Source organism: Streptomyces sp. NPDC053069, from assembly GCF_044546895.1.
In the GTDB taxonomy this organism is placed as follows: Bacteria; Actinomycetota; Actinomycetes; order Streptomycetales; family Streptomycetaceae; genus Streptomyces.
Map to the genome: position 1 here is coordinate 319,377 of NZ_JBITZN010000005.1, position 16,623 is coordinate 335,999.

15 protein-coding genes and 2 pseudogenes are annotated in these 16,623 nt (G+C 68.2%); 8 read left to right on the plus strand and 9 right to left on the minus strand.

Annotated features, from left to right (window positions below; translation table 11 throughout):
• Positions 1 to 25: 25 nt before the first annotated feature.
• Complete coding sequence (locus ACIGXP_RS14055) at positions 26 to 532, minus strand: DUF6624 domain-containing protein (protein ID WP_399767943.1); 507 nt, start codon at positions 530 to 532, stop codon at positions 26 to 28.
• 164 nt (positions 533 to 696) lie between these two features.
• Positions 697 to 1,207, minus strand: a pseudogene (locus tag ACIGXP_RS14060) (IS5/IS1182 family transposase); the annotation flags it as partial.
• 370 nt (positions 1,208 to 1,577) lie between these two features.
• Between ACIGXP_RS14060 and ACIGXP_RS14065 the strand changes: the two are divergent.
• Genes ACIGXP_RS14065 through ACIGXP_RS14075 form a run of 3 tightly spaced genes read left to right on the plus strand, consistent with a single transcriptional unit; the run spans position 1,578 to position 4,631 of the window.
• The gene (locus ACIGXP_RS14065) at positions 1,578 to 2,546 is read left to right on the plus strand and encodes a decaprenyl-phosphate phosphoribosyltransferase (RefSeq protein ID WP_399768414.1); all 969 of its coding nucleotides are present in this window, start codon (positions 1,578 to 1,580) and stop codon (positions 2,544 to 2,546) included.
• A complete protein-coding gene (locus tag ACIGXP_RS14070; protein ID WP_399767946.1) occupies positions 2,539 to 3,879 on the plus strand; it encodes an FAD-binding protein in 1,341 nt (446 codons plus the stop codon). Before ACIGXP_RS14065 ends, ACIGXP_RS14070 begins: the two co-directional genes overlap by 8 nt.
• Complete coding sequence (locus tag ACIGXP_RS14075; RefSeq protein ID WP_399767948.1) at positions 3,876 to 4,631, plus strand: decaprenylphospho-beta-D-erythro-pentofuranosid-2-ulose 2-reductase; 756 nt, start codon at positions 3,876 to 3,878, stop codon at positions 4,629 to 4,631. The genes ACIGXP_RS14070 and ACIGXP_RS14075 overlap by 4 nt, the downstream gene beginning before the upstream one ends.
• A 1-nt stretch (position 4,632) precedes the next feature.
• Here the strand turns inward: ACIGXP_RS14075 and ACIGXP_RS14080 are convergent, their stop codons facing one another.
• On the minus strand, positions 4,633 to 5,523 hold the full coding sequence (locus ACIGXP_RS14080) for a hypothetical protein (protein WP_399767951.1): 891 nt from the start codon (positions 5,521 to 5,523) through the stop codon (positions 4,633 to 4,635).
• Between the two features lie 66 nt (positions 5,524 to 5,589).
• On the opposite strand from ACIGXP_RS14080, the gene ACIGXP_RS14085 reads away from it, so the two are divergent.
• Positions 5,590 to 5,766, plus strand: a complete 177-nt coding sequence (locus tag ACIGXP_RS14085) for a hypothetical protein (RefSeq protein ID WP_399767955.1) — start codon at positions 5,590 to 5,592, stop codon at positions 5,764 to 5,766.
• A gap of 30 nt (positions 5,767 to 5,796) precedes the next feature.
• Here ACIGXP_RS14085 and ACIGXP_RS14090 read toward each other — a convergent pair whose 3' ends face one another.
• The 3 genes from ACIGXP_RS14090 to ACIGXP_RS14100 all read right to left on the minus strand — a co-directional run bounded on the left by ACIGXP_RS14090 (position 5,797) and on the right by ACIGXP_RS14100 (position 10,644).
• Positions 5,797 to 7,410, minus strand: a complete 1,614-nt coding sequence (locus tag ACIGXP_RS14090; RefSeq protein ID WP_399767957.1) for a carbamoyltransferase — start codon at positions 7,408 to 7,410, stop codon at positions 5,797 to 5,799.
• A gap of 219 nt (positions 7,411 to 7,629) precedes the next feature.
• Positions 7,630 to 10,281 carry an ATP-binding protein gene (locus ACIGXP_RS14095; RefSeq protein ID WP_399767960.1) on the minus strand — a complete coding sequence of 884 codons (2,652 nt, stop codon included), beginning with the start codon at positions 10,279 to 10,281 and terminating at the stop codon, positions 7,630 to 7,632.
• A gap of 42 nt (positions 10,282 to 10,323) precedes the next feature.
• Positions 10,324 to 10,644, minus strand: a complete 321-nt coding sequence (locus ACIGXP_RS14100; protein ID WP_399767962.1) for a hypothetical protein — start codon at positions 10,642 to 10,644, stop codon at positions 10,324 to 10,326.
• Positions 10,645 to 10,935: 291 nt separating this feature from the next.
• On the opposite strand from ACIGXP_RS14100, the gene ACIGXP_RS14105 reads away from it, so the two are divergent.
• Positions 10,936 to 11,160, plus strand: a complete 225-nt coding sequence (locus ACIGXP_RS14105) for an integrin alpha (RefSeq protein ID WP_399768417.1) — start codon at positions 10,936 to 10,938, stop codon at positions 11,158 to 11,160.
• Positions 11,161 to 11,237: 77 nt separating this feature from the next.
• Here the strand turns inward: ACIGXP_RS14105 and ACIGXP_RS14110 are convergent, their stop codons facing one another.
• Positions 11,238 to 12,746 (minus strand): MFS transporter, encoded by a 1,509-nt coding sequence (locus ACIGXP_RS14110; RefSeq protein WP_399767965.1) that lies wholly within the window; start codon positions 12,744 to 12,746, stop codon positions 11,238 to 11,240.
• Positions 12,747 to 12,785: 39 nt separating this feature from the next.
• Here ACIGXP_RS14110 and ACIGXP_RS14115 point away from each other — a divergent pair, with 39 nt between their 5' ends.
• A complete protein-coding gene (locus ACIGXP_RS14115; protein ID WP_399767968.1) occupies positions 12,786 to 13,181 on the plus strand; it encodes a winged helix-turn-helix transcriptional regulator in 396 nt (131 codons plus the stop codon).
• A 223-nt stretch (positions 13,182 to 13,404) separates the two neighbouring features.
• Here the strand turns inward: ACIGXP_RS14115 and ACIGXP_RS14120 are convergent, their stop codons facing one another.
• A complete protein-coding gene (locus tag ACIGXP_RS14120) occupies positions 13,405 to 14,220 on the minus strand; it encodes a class I SAM-dependent methyltransferase (RefSeq protein ID WP_399768419.1) in 816 nt (271 codons plus the stop codon).
• Between the two features lie 265 nt (positions 14,221 to 14,485).
• Positions 14,486 to 15,301 (minus strand): phosphotransferase, encoded by an 816-nt coding sequence (locus ACIGXP_RS14125; protein WP_399768421.1) that lies wholly within the window; start codon positions 15,299 to 15,301, stop codon positions 14,486 to 14,488.
• 160 nt (positions 15,302 to 15,461) lie between these two features.
• On the opposite strand from ACIGXP_RS14125, the pseudogene ACIGXP_RS14130 reads away from it, so the two are divergent.
• Positions 15,462 to 15,848, plus strand: a pseudogene (locus ACIGXP_RS14130) (transposase); the annotation flags it as partial.
• Positions 15,848 to 16,498: a hypothetical protein gene (locus ACIGXP_RS14135; RefSeq protein WP_399768448.1), complete on the plus strand. Its 651-nt coding sequence runs from the start codon at positions 15,848 to 15,850 to the stop codon at positions 16,496 to 16,498. The pseudogene ACIGXP_RS14130 and the gene ACIGXP_RS14135, both read left to right, overlap by 1 nt.
• Positions 16,499 to 16,623: the final 125 nt, after the last annotated feature.

Genomic DNA, 16,623 nt, shown 5'->3' on the forward strand with positions numbered 1-16,623 from the left:
ACCGGACGCGACTGGGAAGGGGGCGTCATGCCTTGGAGAACTTGGCGACGTACTCATCGAAGGGCTCGATGCCGACTTCCGCACGGAGTTCGTCCATGCGCTCGGGCTCTTCGCAGGGCCACGGAACCGGTGACCCGTCCTTCACGCCGGCGATCTGAGTTCCGTAGACCTGCTTGCGGCCCTCATTGACCAGCGTGCGGTCGCGCAGGAAGGCCAGCTCGCGCGGGCTGGCCGAGCCTGCCGACACTGCGTGCTGCATCAGCTGGAGGGCGCGACGCTGAACGTCGAGCTGCCGGTCAGCGTGCTGAGCGATCAGCCATGCCGCGCGTGCGGCCTCCTCGCCGACCAGTTCCGCCGTTGGCCAGCCGTATTCCTCCATGATCTCGTTGAGCCGGTCACCGTGCCGGGCGGTCAGCCGCCGCCACGCCAGCTGCTCGGCGGGGTCGTCGCTGTTGGCGCGGACTGCCAACTGGTGATCGGCCGCAGCCATGTCCGTGAGTTCCACCGCCAGCGCGGCAACGTCGTGCGCCACTCTCAACTCCCAGGTCAGAACCGTGCTTTGTGTCCGCCCGCAAGCCTAGTGGTGCAAAACGGATGTAAAGATCATTCCGGAGAACGGTGACAGGCACCTCGCCGCACCGGGATAATGGATCTACCTCCGGAGCCAGAGCCGGATCGCTGCGACGGTCACTCCTTGCTGCCGCGGCGTTGACGGTTGGCCCGCTGGTTCTTCAGCTCGGGGGCGGTGTGTTTTATCTGCCGTCTGCGCAGGTAGCGGCGGTTACGCCGGGAGGAATAGGCCTTGTCGCCGCCGAGGTGGTCCGGACGGGTGCGCGGGCGTCCGCCATCGAGCCGGCCGACGCGGATGCGTTCCACGATGGGGATGAGCTGCGGGGCGTGCGTCTTTCCCCGGCGCCTGTGGTGGGTTCTTGCGTGCTCCGGCGGCGTGCTGGTGGGCCCGGCAGGTGGTGGAGTTCACGCTCACCATGGACCAGTCGATGCGGCCCTGGGCATCCGCATCGGCCAGGACGGCCGCTTAGATCTGTGCCTCTCGTACACCGTCTCCCACTTGCCGAACCGCGCAGGCAGATCCCGCCACGGCACCCCGACTGGACTTGGGCAGATGCGGCTTCAGCCGGGCCCATTCCTCGTTCGTGAGATCTCCCCGCCCATGAACACGCCAACATGCCGGAGCGTGAGAGGTCACGTGATCCGCCGGCCAGGCCCTAGCCGCGTCGGCAGCTGCGGCTGACACCCATGCCCCGTTGCCGACCGAGTATGCAGGCTGACAGAAGCAGTACCCACGACGTCCGTTGGATGTCATCGTAGGGATGGCACTGTCCGGCTCGCTGGACGGGGATGGCGGCATGCGGCACTTCATCAGGTGGGCAGTGGTGCGGCGGGTGGAGCTGGTGTGGGCCGCGAATGTCTGGATCACTGCAGGGTTGGCTCTGTCACTGCTGATCAGAGCGCCCAGCATCTGCTGGGTGGTCCGCGGCCAGGGCCGGCGCCGTGAGCCACGTGTGGATACGGCCTTGTCCCTCCAGGCAGTTGTCGGCACCCCGGTACCCACCCGGATGGCGCGCTCGACCTCGTACACAGCCGTGGCGGTCGCTGCGGGGGAGTGTACGCACCCGCCCAGACCCCTGCGGACGTCTGCGTTACCGCAGTCGTGCCCGACCTCGTCGGGGCTGGTCCGAACCGCGAGAGTCCGGCAATGGACGAAGAACGTGCTGGTGTTCGCGGCGCCGCTCGCCGCAGGCCGGTTCGATCCGTGGTCGCTGCGCATGGCCGCGGTGTCGTTCATCGCGTTCTGCTGCGCCGCCTCGTCCATTTACTTCCTCAACGACATCCTTGACGCCCCGTCGGACCGAACCCACCCGGCCAAGCGGAGCCGCCCGATCCCGGCAGGCGCCCTCTCGCTGCCCGTCGCGTGGACGGTGTGCGCGCTAGCCGCCGGGCTGGCACTGACCGCCGCCGCGTTCACCACAGGCGCCGCTCTGACGGCCGTAGCGGCCTACCTTGCACTCAACGTCGCCTACTGCGTGAGGCTCAAGCACGTCGCGATCGTTGATCTGTGCCTGGTTTCAGCCAGCTTCCTCCTGCGGGCCATGACGGGTGGCCTGGCAACCGGACTCCATCTGTCCCAGTGGTTCCTCCTGGTGTCCGGATTCGGAGCGCTGTTCATGGTGGCCGGCAAGCGATACTCCGAGCTGGTCGCACTCGGTGGGGACGCGCCTCGGTCCCGCCGGGTGTGCGCCGCGTACACCCCTTCGTATCTGCGTTTCGTCTGGATCATCGGGGCGGCGACCGCGCTCCTGTCGTACAACCTGTGGGCCTTCGAGGTGTCGGCGTCCGCCCAGACCGGCGTACCGTGGTCGCTGCTCAGCGTCATACCCTTCACAGCGGCGGTCCTCGGATACGCCTACCACGTGGACCGCGGCCAGGCCGAGCAGCCGGAGGACGTGGTCCTCGGGTCATCGACCATGGTGATGCTCGCGTTGAGCTGGGCCGCACTCATCGCACTCGGAGCACTCCATGTCTGACCGGGTCCTGCTCACAGGCTGGGGGCGTACGGCACCGAGCGCGGCCACCGTTGTCCGGCCCGGTGACCTGGACGGTCTCAGGAAGGTGCTGTCGAGCCGGCCCGGACGAGGCGTGGTCGCCCGCGGGCTGGGGCGCAGCTACGGGGACGCCGCGCAGAACGCGGGCGGTGTCGTGGTCGACATGACCGGGCTCGCGCGCATCCTCCGCATCGATGCCCGGGCGGGCACAGTGATGTGCGAAGCGGGAGTCAGCCTGCACCAACTCATGCACGTGCTGGTGCCGCTCGGCTGGTTCCTTCCGGTGACCCCAGGAACCCGCCAGGTGACGGTCGGAGGCGCCATCGCCTGCGACGTCCATGGCAAAAACCACCCGGCCGGCGGTGGATTCGCACAGCACGTCCAAGCACTGGACCTCCTCCAGGCCGACGGAACGGTGCGCACCGTGACACCGCACGACGATCCGTCCGCCTTCTGGGCGACGACCGGCGGCATGGGGCTGACCGGCATCGTGCTGAGGGCCACGATCCGGCTGCTGCCCATCGAGACGGCCTGGATGCGTGCCGACACCGATCGCTGCAGCGATCTCGACGCACTCCTGTCCCTCATGACGCAGCCCTCACCCCACCCGTACATGGTGGCCTGGCTGGCCCCGGAAGGACGGCTCGGCCGGTCCGTGCTGGAACGCGGGACGCACGCCACCCGCGACCTCCTTCCCCCGGCCCGGACCGCCTGTCCGCTGCGGTTGCGTACCCGACCGCAGGTGCCGGTGCCCCGGGGAGTCACCATGGACCTGTTCGGTCGCGCCCCGCTCGCCGCGCTCGCTGAGATCCGCTTCCGCCGGGCACCGAGGTGCCGACGCGGCCGGCTCACCCCGCTTTCCGCCTTCTTCCACCCGCTCGACGCCGTCACCGACTGGAACCGGCTGTACGGCCGAGCCTGCCTGGTGCAGCATCAGTGCGTCGTCCCCGACGGCCAGGAAGACACCCTGGCCAAGATCCTCCAGGCCGTCCGCCGTCACAGGGCGCCGCTGACGCTGTGCGTGCTCAAACGTTTGGGACCAGGCTCGCCCAGCCACCTCTCTTTTCCCCAGCAGGGCTGGACCCTCGCCCTGGACTTCCCGGCATCGGCGCCGGGTCTGGAAGTGCTGCTCGATCGCCTCGACGCCCACGTGCTCGAAGCAGGTGGCCGCGTCTACCTCGCCAAGGACAGCCGCATGGCCCCCACCGCGGCCGCACTCATGTACCCGCGCATCTCGGAGTTCCGCGATGTCAGGGCCCGACTCGATCCGCACGGCGTATTCCGGTCCGACCTGGCGCGGAGACTTGGTCTATGAGAAACGCATTCGGCAGTCCCCAGTCCCTCCTTGTCCTGGGAGGCACCTCGGACATCGCACTCGCCACCGCCCGCTTACTGATCACCAAGCGGGTCACGCGCGTGGTGCTCGCGGGCCGCGACGTAACCAGGCAGGAGCAGGCCGCAGGCCCGCTGCGGGCGCTCGGTGCCGACGTACGGTGCGTGCACTTCGACGCACTCGACATCATGACCCACCAGAAGGTCCTCGGTGACCTCTTCGCCGCCGAGGAGTTCGACGCCGTGTTGATGGCCTTCGGCCTGCTCGGCAGGCAGCGAGACGACGAGTCCAATCCGGTGGCCGCGGCACGTATCGGTCAGGTCAACTATGTCGGCGCGGTCTCCGCCGGCCTGGTCTGCGCCGAGGCGCTCCGGGCTCAGGGGCACGGGGCTCTGATCGTGCTGTCGTCCATCGCTGCGGTGCGGGCACGTCGCAGCAACTTCATCTACGGCTCTGCCAAGGCAGGCCTGGACGCCTTCGCACAGGGTCTTGGTGACGCGCTGCACGGCTCGGGAGTCCATGTCATGGTGGTCCGTCCCGGCTTCGTCACCACAAAGATGACCGCAGGCCTTCACCGGCGGCCCTTCGCCACCACACCGGAAGCGGTCGCACGAGCCATCGCTGCCGCTCTGCGCAGCCGCACCGGCATCGTGTGGGCTCCGCCGCTGCTGCGCACCGTCATGACCGTGGTGCGGCTGCTGCCGCGGTCGGTCCTCCGCCGGATTCCGGTGTGAGTCAGGTCTCGGCCTTGCCTGCCCAGGGATTGAGCAGGTGGGCGGCAAGCGCGGCGTACGCCCAACGGGACGGCACTACCGTGATGGTGGCTGCGATGACGGGTGGCGCCGCCCACTGGTAGAGCCGTACCGTATCGGTGGCGATCACGATCTGGCCGTAGGCCACGGCCGCTGTGACTGCCAGCATGACGAGCAGGTCTCTGTCGGTCACACCGAAGGCCAACAGGCAGATCCCCCACGGAGCGGCCATCAGCCTGGGGTCGAACCAGCGCCCGACATGGTAGAGCCGGCTGGCGAGAAACGGGTTGGCCAGGACGTCCGGCTGGCCCATGGGGTCCGGACCCACGCGCGCGAAGCACTTGACCACCGCGGGCGCCAGAAGTCCGGCCAGGGGAAGGGGACTCCAGGCGAAACAGGCGGCGAAGACCGGGCTCGTCTCCTTCACCAGACCGGCGAAGACCGCGGCGAGGACTCCGGGCACCAACTGACCGTTCCGCACCAGCAGAGCCGAGCCGAGAGCCCATGCCAGAGCCGTCGCGTCCACGGACACCGGCCACCTGATGTGGATGCGCCACAGGCCCGGCAACCCGCAGACAAGCAGCGCACCCACCACCCGTAACCGCTCGTCGGAAGCGTACGGACCCAGCCACAGGTACATGAGCACGGGCACGGCCACGAGATGCACGTCCGTGCACACCCGCCACCGCAGCGGCGAGTCACGGCAAAGGGCCGGAAGCGCCCAGCGGACGGCGAAGGGCATCGCCACGGGCCGGCCGGATCCCTTGATGAGGTAGCGCCGTCCGTCCGGACTGAGCGCAAGGCTGCGGAGGTTGAGCTTGCCGAGCACATTGAGCAGGACCGAAGCGGCCCATACGATAGTGATCGACCCCATGGGGAGGAGGCTCCTTTGACATCAGGCGCTACCGACCGATGGACTGCTGACCTTGATGCCGCTCTCATGACGGCCTACGACGACGACGTGCCGCTTGCAGAGTTGGGGCGGACCCTGCATCGCTCACCTGCCGAGATCTGGGACCGGCTCGACCGGTTCGGGCGGGTCACGTCCGCCGACCGCCGGTCCGCCCCGATCACAGGGTTTCCGCGTCTCGTGCTCCCCGAGGACTTCGTCCTGTGAACTGCCGCCACCGAGTTGGGGGGCCACCGCTCACTTGACGAGCAGCCGGCCGCAGAGCACCAGCGCGTCGATGTCTGCGCCTGCGAAAGCGTCCAGTGCCTGACGGGGAGTTTCCACTATCGGTTCGCCGCGCAGATTCAGTGATGTGTTGAGCAGCACCGGAGGCCCGCCCTGTCGTGCGAACTCCCTTGTCAATTCGGCGAGTTCGGGACTGCTCCAGTCGTCGACCGACTGCAGGCGCGCCGTGCCGTCGACGTGGCACACGGCTGGTATCCGGTCGCGCATCCCGGCTTTGACCGGATAGGAGAACTGCATGTACGGAGACGCGTGCGCCCCCTCGAAATAGTCGGTCCTGTGCTTTTCGATCACCACCGGGGCGAAGGGCCGGAACCACTCGCGCGACTTGACACGGTTCAGGTGCGGCCGCATGGCCGCCCGCGTGGGATCGGCCAGCAGACTGCGGTGACCGAGGGCGCGGGGACCGAACTCGGCGCCGCCCTGGAACCAGGCCACCACCTTCCCCTGATGCAGCAGCGAGGCCACTTTGCGGTACAGCACCTCGTCCGGTAAGCGGTCTTGGTGGCCGGTCATCTCGGCATCCCGACCGTAGTCGCGACCGAGATACGGCCCGGTCTGGAGACGGAACGGAGTGGTGCAGGAGCCGTCGCTGAGATACCGGTGGACTGCGGAGCCGATCGCCGTCCCGCTGTCGCCGGGCGCGAAGACCACATGGACGTCCCGGAAGGGTGTCCGCTCCGCGATCTTGCCGTTGAACACGCAGTTGAGCGCGACCCCACCGGCCAGGCACAGGTTCGGACAGTGCGTCTGCTCCCACACCTCCTGCAGGACGTGGAAGAGCACCGTCTCCAGCACGATCTGCCCGGCAGCCGCTATGGCGGCGTTGGTGTCGAAGTCTTCCTCCAGCGAGCCGCGCCGTATGCCCTTGAGGATCTGCAGCACGCCGCCGGACCCTGCCACGTCGATCGTGAACTGGCCGCCGGGCAGGAGCTCCACCGCTGACATCAGCCGGTCGACGAAGCGGTCGTCGCCGTACGAGGCCAGGCCCATGGTCTTGCCGGCCTGCAGGAAACCGAACCCGACCGCCTCGGTCACCGCCCGGTACAGGTCGCCGAGGGAGTTCGACATGAGCGCGGACACGTCGTTGCTGTCCGGGCCGCCGCGTTTCCTGCCGATGACCTGGCCGAGCGTACGTATGTCATTGCCCCGTCCCCAGGCCCATGTCGTGGTCTCCCGGCAGTGCGTGTGGGCATCGTGGGCCGCCGTGCTGGACACCACGCTGCCTGCACCGTCGGCGACCACGATCGCCGCCTCCTGGAACGGGCTGGTGAAGAGCACGCTCATCGCGTGGGCGAGGTGGTGGTTCATCCAGACGATGTCACGCTCCGGCACTCCGATCACCCCGCGGAGCATGTCGTTCGCGCCGAACTCCAGTCCGTCGCCCGGCGCGTGGCCGACGGCACGCAGGCAGTACTCCAGTGACGTACGGCACGGCTCGGGGTCGCCGAACGCATACCGGACCCGGCTGAGTCTTTCGTCCTCGATGGCCACCATCCGGCCGTCCTCGCCGAGCACACAGGTGGCGAAGTCGTGAACGGAGCCGCCGAACCCGATCAGGTGCCGCATGAGAGCTCCATGAAGTGTTGGACGGCCCGGGGGCCGCATGTGGCTGATGTGTGCTTGCCTTGGGTGGTTCGAAGGCAGCGGCCATCCGGCCCTCCGGCGGGCTGCCTGACTGCTGGTTGAACCGGGTCTTCACTCCTGCCCCGCTGACCGCCACGGCGGCTTGACTGCGTCATCAGACTCCGTTCTGGTGTCGCATTCCGGCTGGGACAGCCGCCGCCCTCACACTCTTGTCCGACCCTCGATTTCCCGCAGCCTCTCCTGCAACACGCACTCCGGATGCAGCACCGAGGCGGCGTTCGCCAGGGCGGCCCGGCAGCCCGCGATGTCATGCCGGGCCAGCGCCACCTCCGCAAGGGCGAGCCACGCGGCACCCCGGCCGGTGCGAGCGTCGAGCCGGGAGAAGATTTCCGCCGCGACCGTGATGGTGTCCACAGCCTCGTCCAGCCTTCCTTCCCGGACCAGCGCGGTACCGGTGCCGAGGAGGGCCCAGCCCTCATTGTTGTGATCACCCATCTGCCGGAACATGTCCCGTGCCGTGGCGAAGGCGTCGTCCGGCGCGGTTCCCGGCGGTTGAACACCCGCCGATCGCAACCTGCCCGCGCTGAGCTGCACGAAGGCCTCACCACGGGGAATGTCGAGATCGGCGAAGAGCTCCGCGGCACGCTGCCAGAACCGCACCGCGCCCGCGGCGTCGCCGATCGCCATCAGCAACTCGGCTTGCTCCAGAGCGGTCCATGCCTCGCCGAGCAGTTCGCCTACCTCGCGAAAGAGCTCGAACGCCGAGGTCAGATGCTCCGCGGCGGCGGCATGGTCACCGCACCACCGGTGCAGTTCCGCGAGCGCGCGATGGTTCCATCCGCCACCACCGCGGTCGCCGAGGTCCTCGAACAGCGGGACCGCACGCTCGAAATCGGCTCTTGCCTGCGTCAACAGCCCCTGGTTGAGCCGGTTTTCCCCCCGGCAGCGCAGACACCACGCCTCACCGACCCGGTCGCCGCGACGGCGGAAGATGGACAGGGCTTGGTCGAAGTTCTCCGCTGCTTCGGTGAAGGCGGCACGGTCACGGTGCACACACCCCACGCTGTTCAGCGTGTACGCCTCGATGAGCTCGGCACCCTCGTGTCTGCGCAGGATCGCGAGCGAGTCCGCGAAGTACCGCAGCGCCGCGTCGAATCTGCTCATCTCCATCGCGACATCGCCCAGGTGATTCAGCGTCTGTCCCGTTCCCAGCTCGTCGCCGGCCTCCTGGTACAGCGCCGACGCGCGCTCGAAGTGGTCGATCGCCTCGGTGAAGCGCCGGGCGTCGCGGCTGAGATTGCCGAGGCTGCGGGTGATCGCCGCTTCGCCGCCCCGATGGCCGCTGCTTCTGACGGCATCAAGAGCCAGCTGGTGCGACTCCTGCCATTCCCTCAAGCGTCCGCCGACGCGGAAGTACCAGGCGAGATAGAAGGCGAGCTGCGCGGTCAGATCCTGGTCGCCGGCCTCGGCGGACCGGCGGACGGCTGACGTGAGCACCGGTGTGTTGTCCCCGAACCAGCGCGCCGGATCGGACTCGATCACCTCGACCGTGGGCGCGAAGGGTTCGAGTTCCGCACCGGCCGGCATAGCGGCGGCGAACGTTCTGGCTCCCAGCAGGAGGAAGTTGACGCCGCCAGGAGCGACGCTCAACGCGTGCCGGGTGAGCGACAGGCTTCCCGCCGCCAATCTTCGCCTGGTCTCGGCCATGCGCTCGCGGGACCACCGGGCGAGCAGCTCCCGGGCATAGTCGCGGATCAGGTCGTGCATCCGGAACGCGGGCGTCCCGGTGCTGTCGGTGCGACTGAAGTCGACGAGCTGGGCGGACACCAGGGCGTCGATCATCTCCTCGGCGGTGTCCACATCGGTGTGCAGCATCGCAGCCAGGCTCCACGCCGGGAACTCGGCCGTGTCGTGCAGCCCCAGGACTACGAACGCCTCCTTCAGGTGTTCGGGCAGCCGGTCGTAGGTCAGAGCGAACGCACCGCGCACTTCCCGGTCCTCCGTCCTGAGTTCATCGAGGCGTTTGGCCTCGAGTCGCCGTGCGAACCGGGAGAGCGTCCAGTGTGGAGAGGCGGCGATGCGTGCTCCGGCGATCCTGATCGCCAGGGGCAGCATGCCGCACAGCTGCACGATGCGGCCGGCCGCTCCGGGCTCGGCCGCCACCCTCTCGTGACCGACCAGCGCGCCGAGCAGCTGGGCGGCTGCGACACGGTCGAGGACGTCCAGGCGCAGGTTGACGACTCCGTCCAGCGCGGTCAGCCGCTGTCTGCTGGTGATGACGACGATGCTGGGCCCGGTACCCGGCAGCAGCGGTTCGACCTGACGTGCCGAGGAGGCGTTGTCGAGTACGACAAGGAACCGCCGTCCTGCCAGAAGGGACCGGTAGAGCACGGCCTGGGCGTCGACGTCCGCGGGGATCCGACTCACCGGAACCTCAAGGGCGAGCAGAAACTCCGTGAGCGCCTCACCAGGGCTGACCGGTGGCCTGGCCGGATCGTAGCCCCTCAGGTTCACGTAGAGCTGCCCCGCGGGAAACTCCTCCTTGACCTGGTGGGCCCAGTGCACTGCCAGGGCGGTTTTACCGATCCCCGCCGTACCGGCGATCGCGGAGATGATGACAGTGGCCGGGTTCGGCATGCTGCCGGAACGCAGACCGTCGAGCACCTCCAGCGCGTCCGCGCGACCGGAGAAGTCCGGGATGTCGTTGGGTAACTGCCGCGGCACAGGGAGCGTGCGTTCACCCTCGTGAACATGAACTCCCCCGAAGATCGAGCCCGCCTGGACCACCGTGCGGACCGTACCGAACGTCTCGTTGTGCACGTCGTCCCTTGAACCGGGGACGTCGTCGCTCATGGCACCACCAGTGTCCGATCGGGCATTGCGGTCATCAACTGTTCAGTTGACGGTGAAACCACCGTGGATGTCCCGGGCCTGTACGACAGTCTTGGCTTGTCCGGAGAAGCTGTTCACGACCGAGTCGCCCGAGGCACGACCCCACAGCACGCGGATCTCCTCGCGGAAGCCGGGGTCGCGGGCGAACTCCCCGTCCAGGGCCTCGGCCGTGGATGCTTCGGATGCCAGCGCCTCGGATCGTCCGGAGAACCGCGCCCTGACCCGGGCAACCAGCTCGGAGAACACGGAGCTCGTCGATTCACTGACTCCGGCGGCGAGGCCGGTCGTCAGGGCCTGGGCGACGGCGAGTGCGAGAGCATCCATGAACGTCCTCCAAAACGTCGAGACACTCAGCGACGACCAGTTCACCACGCCGTACCCGTTCGCGGAAGGTAGAACTGGCGTACACGTACGTCAGCGCAGGCCCCATCCGGTCGCAGGCGGGCACACAGCGACGCCGGCCGGGGCCGCTGCGGACGCTTCGCGGGTTCCCCATGCGATTCCCTGACTTCGGCGTACGCCGGCTGCGTCGTATGGGAGGGGATCCAGTTCATGGTGAACCGACATGACTGGCCCGCCGGTTGGAGATCGGGGGCGCTCCTGATCGCCGCCGTCATGGTCGCTCCGCTGCCGTCGGCCACGCCCGCGGCAGCCGTACACGGAGCGGTGCCGGGCGATTTCAACGGCGACGGCTACCGCGACGCCGTGTTGCCCGCGCCGGAGGCGAACGTCGCCGGTAAGGCGGGAGCCGGCGCCGTGGTCGTGCTCTACGGGTCGAAGTGGGGGCAACGGCACCCAGCGCGTGAGTCATCACCTCCACGGCCGCGTCAAGGGCGATGATCAAGGATGGCACGACAGGCACATCTCCTCCTGTGAGCACTGTGTTCTCCCCGGTCTGGGGTGGTGTCGCTGCCTGGTCAGCGAGTGGCGTTCTCGGCGACCGGCTTCTTCTCGGCCGCTGGACGTTGCGCCCTGGTGGGGGAGCGCAGCAGGGTGGCGCCGAGAAGGAGAGCGACGGCGACGAGGCCCGAGCCGATGCGGAAGGCAAGCTGGTAACCACCCGTGAGTGCCGAGGCGGTGCTTGCCCCGTCGTCCAGCAGGGCATCGGTATGCGCGTTGGCGAGCGTGCTGAGGACCGCGAGGCCGAAGGCGCTGCCGATCTGCTGCATGGTGTTGAACATGCCGGAGGCGATGCCCGAGTCCTGGGGCGTGGCCGCTGACATCGCGAGCGTGGCCAGCGACGGCATCGCGAGGCCGAAGCCGATGCCGAGCGGCAGCAGCGCCGGCAGGACGTCCACAACGTAGCTCCCGCCCGCCGGTACGCGGCCGAGCGCGGCGAGACCTGCAGCGATCAGCGAGAGTCCCGGAAGGAGTACGGCCCGGGGACCGAAGCGCGCAATCAGCTTGGGCGAGAGGCCGAGGGACAGGGCTCCGATCGCGACCGAGACCGGGAAGATGCCGAGGCCGGTGTGTATCTCGTCGAAGCCGAGCACCTTCTGCAGGTAGAGGACACACAGGAATTGGAAGCTGAACATCCCGGCCACCATGAGGGCCTGGATCCCCAGCGCTGCTGCGACGTTGAGCGAGCGGAACACGCGCAGCGGAAGCAGCGGGTGGGGCGCCTTCGCCTGGCGGGCGACGAATGCGATGAGCAGCGTGAGGGCCGCGGTGCCGAAGCTCAGCGTGTGTGCGGAAGACCAGCCGTAGTTGGTGGTCTCGACGATCGTGTAGACGCTGAGCATCAGTGCGGATGTGACCAGGAGCCCGCCCACGAAATCGGTCCCCTTGTCGAGGCCGGCACCGTGCTCGGGCGCGAGTACGCGCTCAGCCAACAGCGCGGCCACGATACCGATCGGGACGTTGACGAAGAAGATCCAGTGCCAGCTGATGGTCTGAGTCAGGGCGCCGCCGACGAGGAGGCCCGTCGAACCGCCGGCGGACTGGACGAAGCTGTAGACGCCGATGGCCTTGGCCCGCTCCTTCGACCGCGGGAACAGGGTCACGACCATGCCGAGGGTGACGGCGGAGGTCACCGCGCCGCCGATACCCTGGACGAACCGGGAGGCGAGCAGCATCGCCGGGTCCTGGGACACACCGCACAACAACGAGGCAGCCGTGAAGACGGCCAGGCCGGCGATGAAGACGCGCTTGCGCCCGATGAGGTCGCCGAGCCGTCCAGCAAGCAGCAGCAGGCCGCCGAAGGGGACCAGGTAGGCGTTGACCACCCAGGCCAGGCTGGACGAGGAGAAGCCGAGGCTGTGCTGGATGGACGGCAGCGCCACGCTCACGATGGTCCCGTCGAGAATGACCATCAACTGCCCGGCACAGAGCACCGCCAATGCCGCCCAACGCGACGTCCTTGCTGATGAGTTGGCTCTCTGCACGAGAACTCCTTCCAACAGTGCATGATTTGTTACAGCAGTCATCTTCTGTAACCATGACGCGTATCGGAAGGAGGCACTTTGATGTCACGCAGTCACACTGATGTGTCCGACCAGGTCAGCAACGAGGCGTGCCCGATCACGGAGGTCCTCGATCATGTCGCGGGCAAGTGGAGCATCGGAATCCTCGTCGCCGCCGCACACGGACCAGTCCGGTTCACCGAGCTGGAACGGACTATCACGGGCATCAGCCGACGTATGCTCACCTTGAATCTGCGCAAGCTGGAACGCGACGGCCTGCTCATGCGGACCGTCTACCCCACGGTGCCGCCCAAGGTGGAATACAGCCTCACGCCCATGGCCCGCGAACTCCACACGACCCTCGCCGGACTCGTCGGCTGGGCAGAACGCCACCGCGCCGACATCACCACCGCCCGCGCCACCTATGACGCCGCCACGACGTCGGCTCCCGACGCCTAGCAGGACTCGGCAGGCGTTGAACAATCGCCTGCTGGCGGACATTCATAGTGCAGAGTTTCGAACCGGTGATTCGTCGTCAGCCTCTAGATGATCGATTCCAAGGGGTTTGGGCCGCGTCCTACGTGGTGAGGCGGACAAGCCTCTCGTAGCAGCAGATGGCTGCGGCGAGTCCGAGAAGGGCGAGGTGGTTGCGGGGAGATCACCAGGGGACCGGAGGGGCGCGCTACCGGCGGACCGCCGAGATCAGTCCGCCGGGCCGTTCCTCGCGCTGCGGCGGGGTGCTGACCGGGCGGCCGTAGGCGGCAGCGCGCTCGCGCAGGGTGTGGCTCTCGGCCTCCCAGCCGTGCCCGGCCAGCCAGCCCACCGGGTCGTCGGGCATCTCCGAGACCCACATGGACGCCGCCGATCCCGGCACGGCGTCCGCGCCGAAGCGCTCGATCACGCCGCGCGAGCCCAACGTCAGCCCCATCCGACTGCCTGCCGCCGACTGCGCGCTGATCCGGGCCAGCAGCAGCTCCACCGCGTCCTCGGGCAGATAGATCAGCAGTCCTTCGGCGATCCACACGGTCGGCACCGCCGGGTCGTGCCCTGCGGCGGCCAGCGCGCCTGGCCAGTCCTCACGTAGATCCACCGCGACGGTGATCCGCTCGCATCGTGCTACGGCCCGCTCCTGACGCAGCACCGAAGCCTTGAAATCCAGTGGCGCGGCGGTGTCGACCTCGAACAGCCGCGTGCCCTCGGGCCAGTCCATCCGGAAGGCCCGGCTGTCCATGCCGGCGCCGAGCAGCACGACCTGCCGGATCCCGGACGCGGAGGCCTGCTGCAACAGGTCGTCGAGGAACTTCGTCCTGATGACGATGGAGAACGACACGGCCAGTCGGCGGCGTCGCGCGGCCTCGTCATCGGGCAACGGCGGCGAGGAGGGCCACAGGCCGCCGGCGGTGGCGAAGGCCTGGGCCAGTGGGTCGCGGAACAGTGCGTTCTCCCGCTCGGTCTCCAGCGCCCGCACCCTGGCCACCCCCACCGCCGTGGCCCACACTCCCGACGGCTGCACCCGCTCCTGCTCATCAGTCACCGTGCCAGCCTAGGTGATTGATTCCAAGGGGTCTGATGAGGGGAGCCAGGTTCATTCGCGGTCGGCCAGTCATGCGCGCACTGACCGCCTACGACCACCAAACCCCTTGGAATCGATCAGCTGGATCCGTCACATCATCGATCATGTCGGCTCAACGAGTCGCCCACCAGCTCGTCACCGGTCCTACATCAGCAACAGGTGTTGAGCTTGTTCTTCAACTTCTGAGCCGTCAGTTCGACAGGGCAGCCGTGAACACCTCGTGGTGAGCCGCCAGCCACCTTTGGATGCGGTCCCAACGCTGCCAACCACCGAGCTCGGACAGCGCCTGGATGTAGACGGGGTCACCGGCGGCCACTCGGCCGGCGACGAAGGCCCGGCAGGTCGCGGTGGCCTGTTCGATGACGTCGGGCAGTTCAGCGCGCTCCTGCGAGGAGAGGCCGTAGCTGTCGGCGAGGATCCGCAGTCGCGTCGGGGCATCCAGGCCCGTGGGATATTGAGCCGCCGCGGACCCGGGATCGAGTAGGGGAACCCAGTAGCGAGCGGTCATGGCGACGTCCCACACCGCTCGGCCGGGGGCCGCCAAGTCGAAATCGATCAGGCCCACGGCACGGCCGTCGCGGAAGACGACGTTGTCCGGGCACACATCGTTGTGGCACAGCATCGTTCCTCCCGCCGGGTCGGCCAGGGACCGGGGCCACTCGACGCCCGAGTCAACCGCGACGGCCGCGCTCGCGTCGTGCAGGCGCCGCAGCAGGTTTCCCACCGATTGCAACGCGGTCTCGGTCATTACCCAGCGCGGAAACGGTGGTAGAGCGACTTCGCCGGGGAGGAAGGTCAGCTGTTCTCGTCCGTCTGCGGTGAGACCGACCGGCCTCGGAGCGGCGTCGAACCCGTGCTCTGCGAGCGCGAGGAGATGGGCATGAAGAGCGCGTGCGGTGCGCGGCGCTGGGCGTTCCACCACGGCACCGTGACGGAAGACCGCTCCCGCGTTCATCATGCCGCCGACCAGGGCTTCGCCCTCTGCCCTCTCGCCCTCAGCCGCCATGTTGATCACGCTACCGTCCAGGTCGGCCGTGTGTGGGGCGTTCCCGAAACGCGCTTCGAACCAGGTCACTCACCCGGGCATGCGTCAGACGCTGAGGCGGCCTCCGTCTGATCATGTGCTCCGACCAAGGACACACGTGACCACAGGGGAACCGTGCGCGGTGGCGTCACGCTTCCGGGACGACTTGTGCGACTGCCTGACCGCGCGTGGAGACGAACTGGTCGAGCTCACCGACGCGTTGCTGCGTGCGGACGGGCCGGTGAGGACACCAGTGGATCTGACTCTGGTGGCCGAGCACCGACGTGTGCACGGCGCTCTGCACGACGCGCTGAACCGCGGGAATGTCGACGCCCCGAGGCTGCGCCAGGTGCTGGCCGGCCTGCCCGTGCCACAGGCTGCCGACGGACGCCGGGTCCTCGCGGTCGATGTCAGCAGCTGGCTCCGCCCGGACGCGCCGGCAAGCCCGTGCCAGTGCCGTGGATCTTCCCACCGCCGGGCGGACGCCTCGTTGGCCTTTGCTGGTGGTTTGCCTGTAGACCACGTGGCATGGGGATATGGACCGATGCCTTCATCGCACCCGCCGAGCCGGCTCTGCTGTCACGGAAGGAGTTCGGTCAGCTCGTGGTTGACCTGGCGCGCGAGCGTGTGGTGTGCACGCCCTGGGCGCTGCTGGCGGGGGAGCTGTGTGTCAACGCGAGTTTGAACTGGGGGAGTGTCAGTGGACAGGCACGCTGGGACGCGCCTGAACTCGGCACCGTGTTGTGCACCGACGAGCGCCCCGAAGGCTTCCGGGACAACGATCCGCCGCCGTGGGGCGACTCGCACGAACGCGCCCGCCTACTGGCCCGCGGCGAAGCCATTCTCGACGTGCTGCCGGCCCTGGAGCAGACGCCGTACGGGAAGGAGGACATCGCGGTCGTCTTCCACCACCTCGACTTCGCCAACCGGGCGATCGCCGACTACTTCCGGTTCGAGGACAAGCGCACGATGCTCGTAGCCTTCTCCCTGGCCCAGCCTCAGAACCGCCCCCTCTCCACGAACGACTGCTGGAGCCCTGGCGGACCGGTACATCCTGTGCGTACGTGCCTGGTGCACACGTTCAAACACGCGAGTGAGGACGGCCCGCTTCCGCCCCTCGCGTCCATCGCCACCCGACATTTCGGTTCGGACCTCGTCAACGGCGAGACCTGGGGCTGAGGTGGCTCTGCCCAGTTGTTCGGCGGTTCGGATGCTGATCTTGGGTAGCGATCGCAGTGGGAACAGGATCTTCGATGGCAAGGCTCGGGCTCGCGTGAGACGGCACACATTCCCTGCATCGCCCC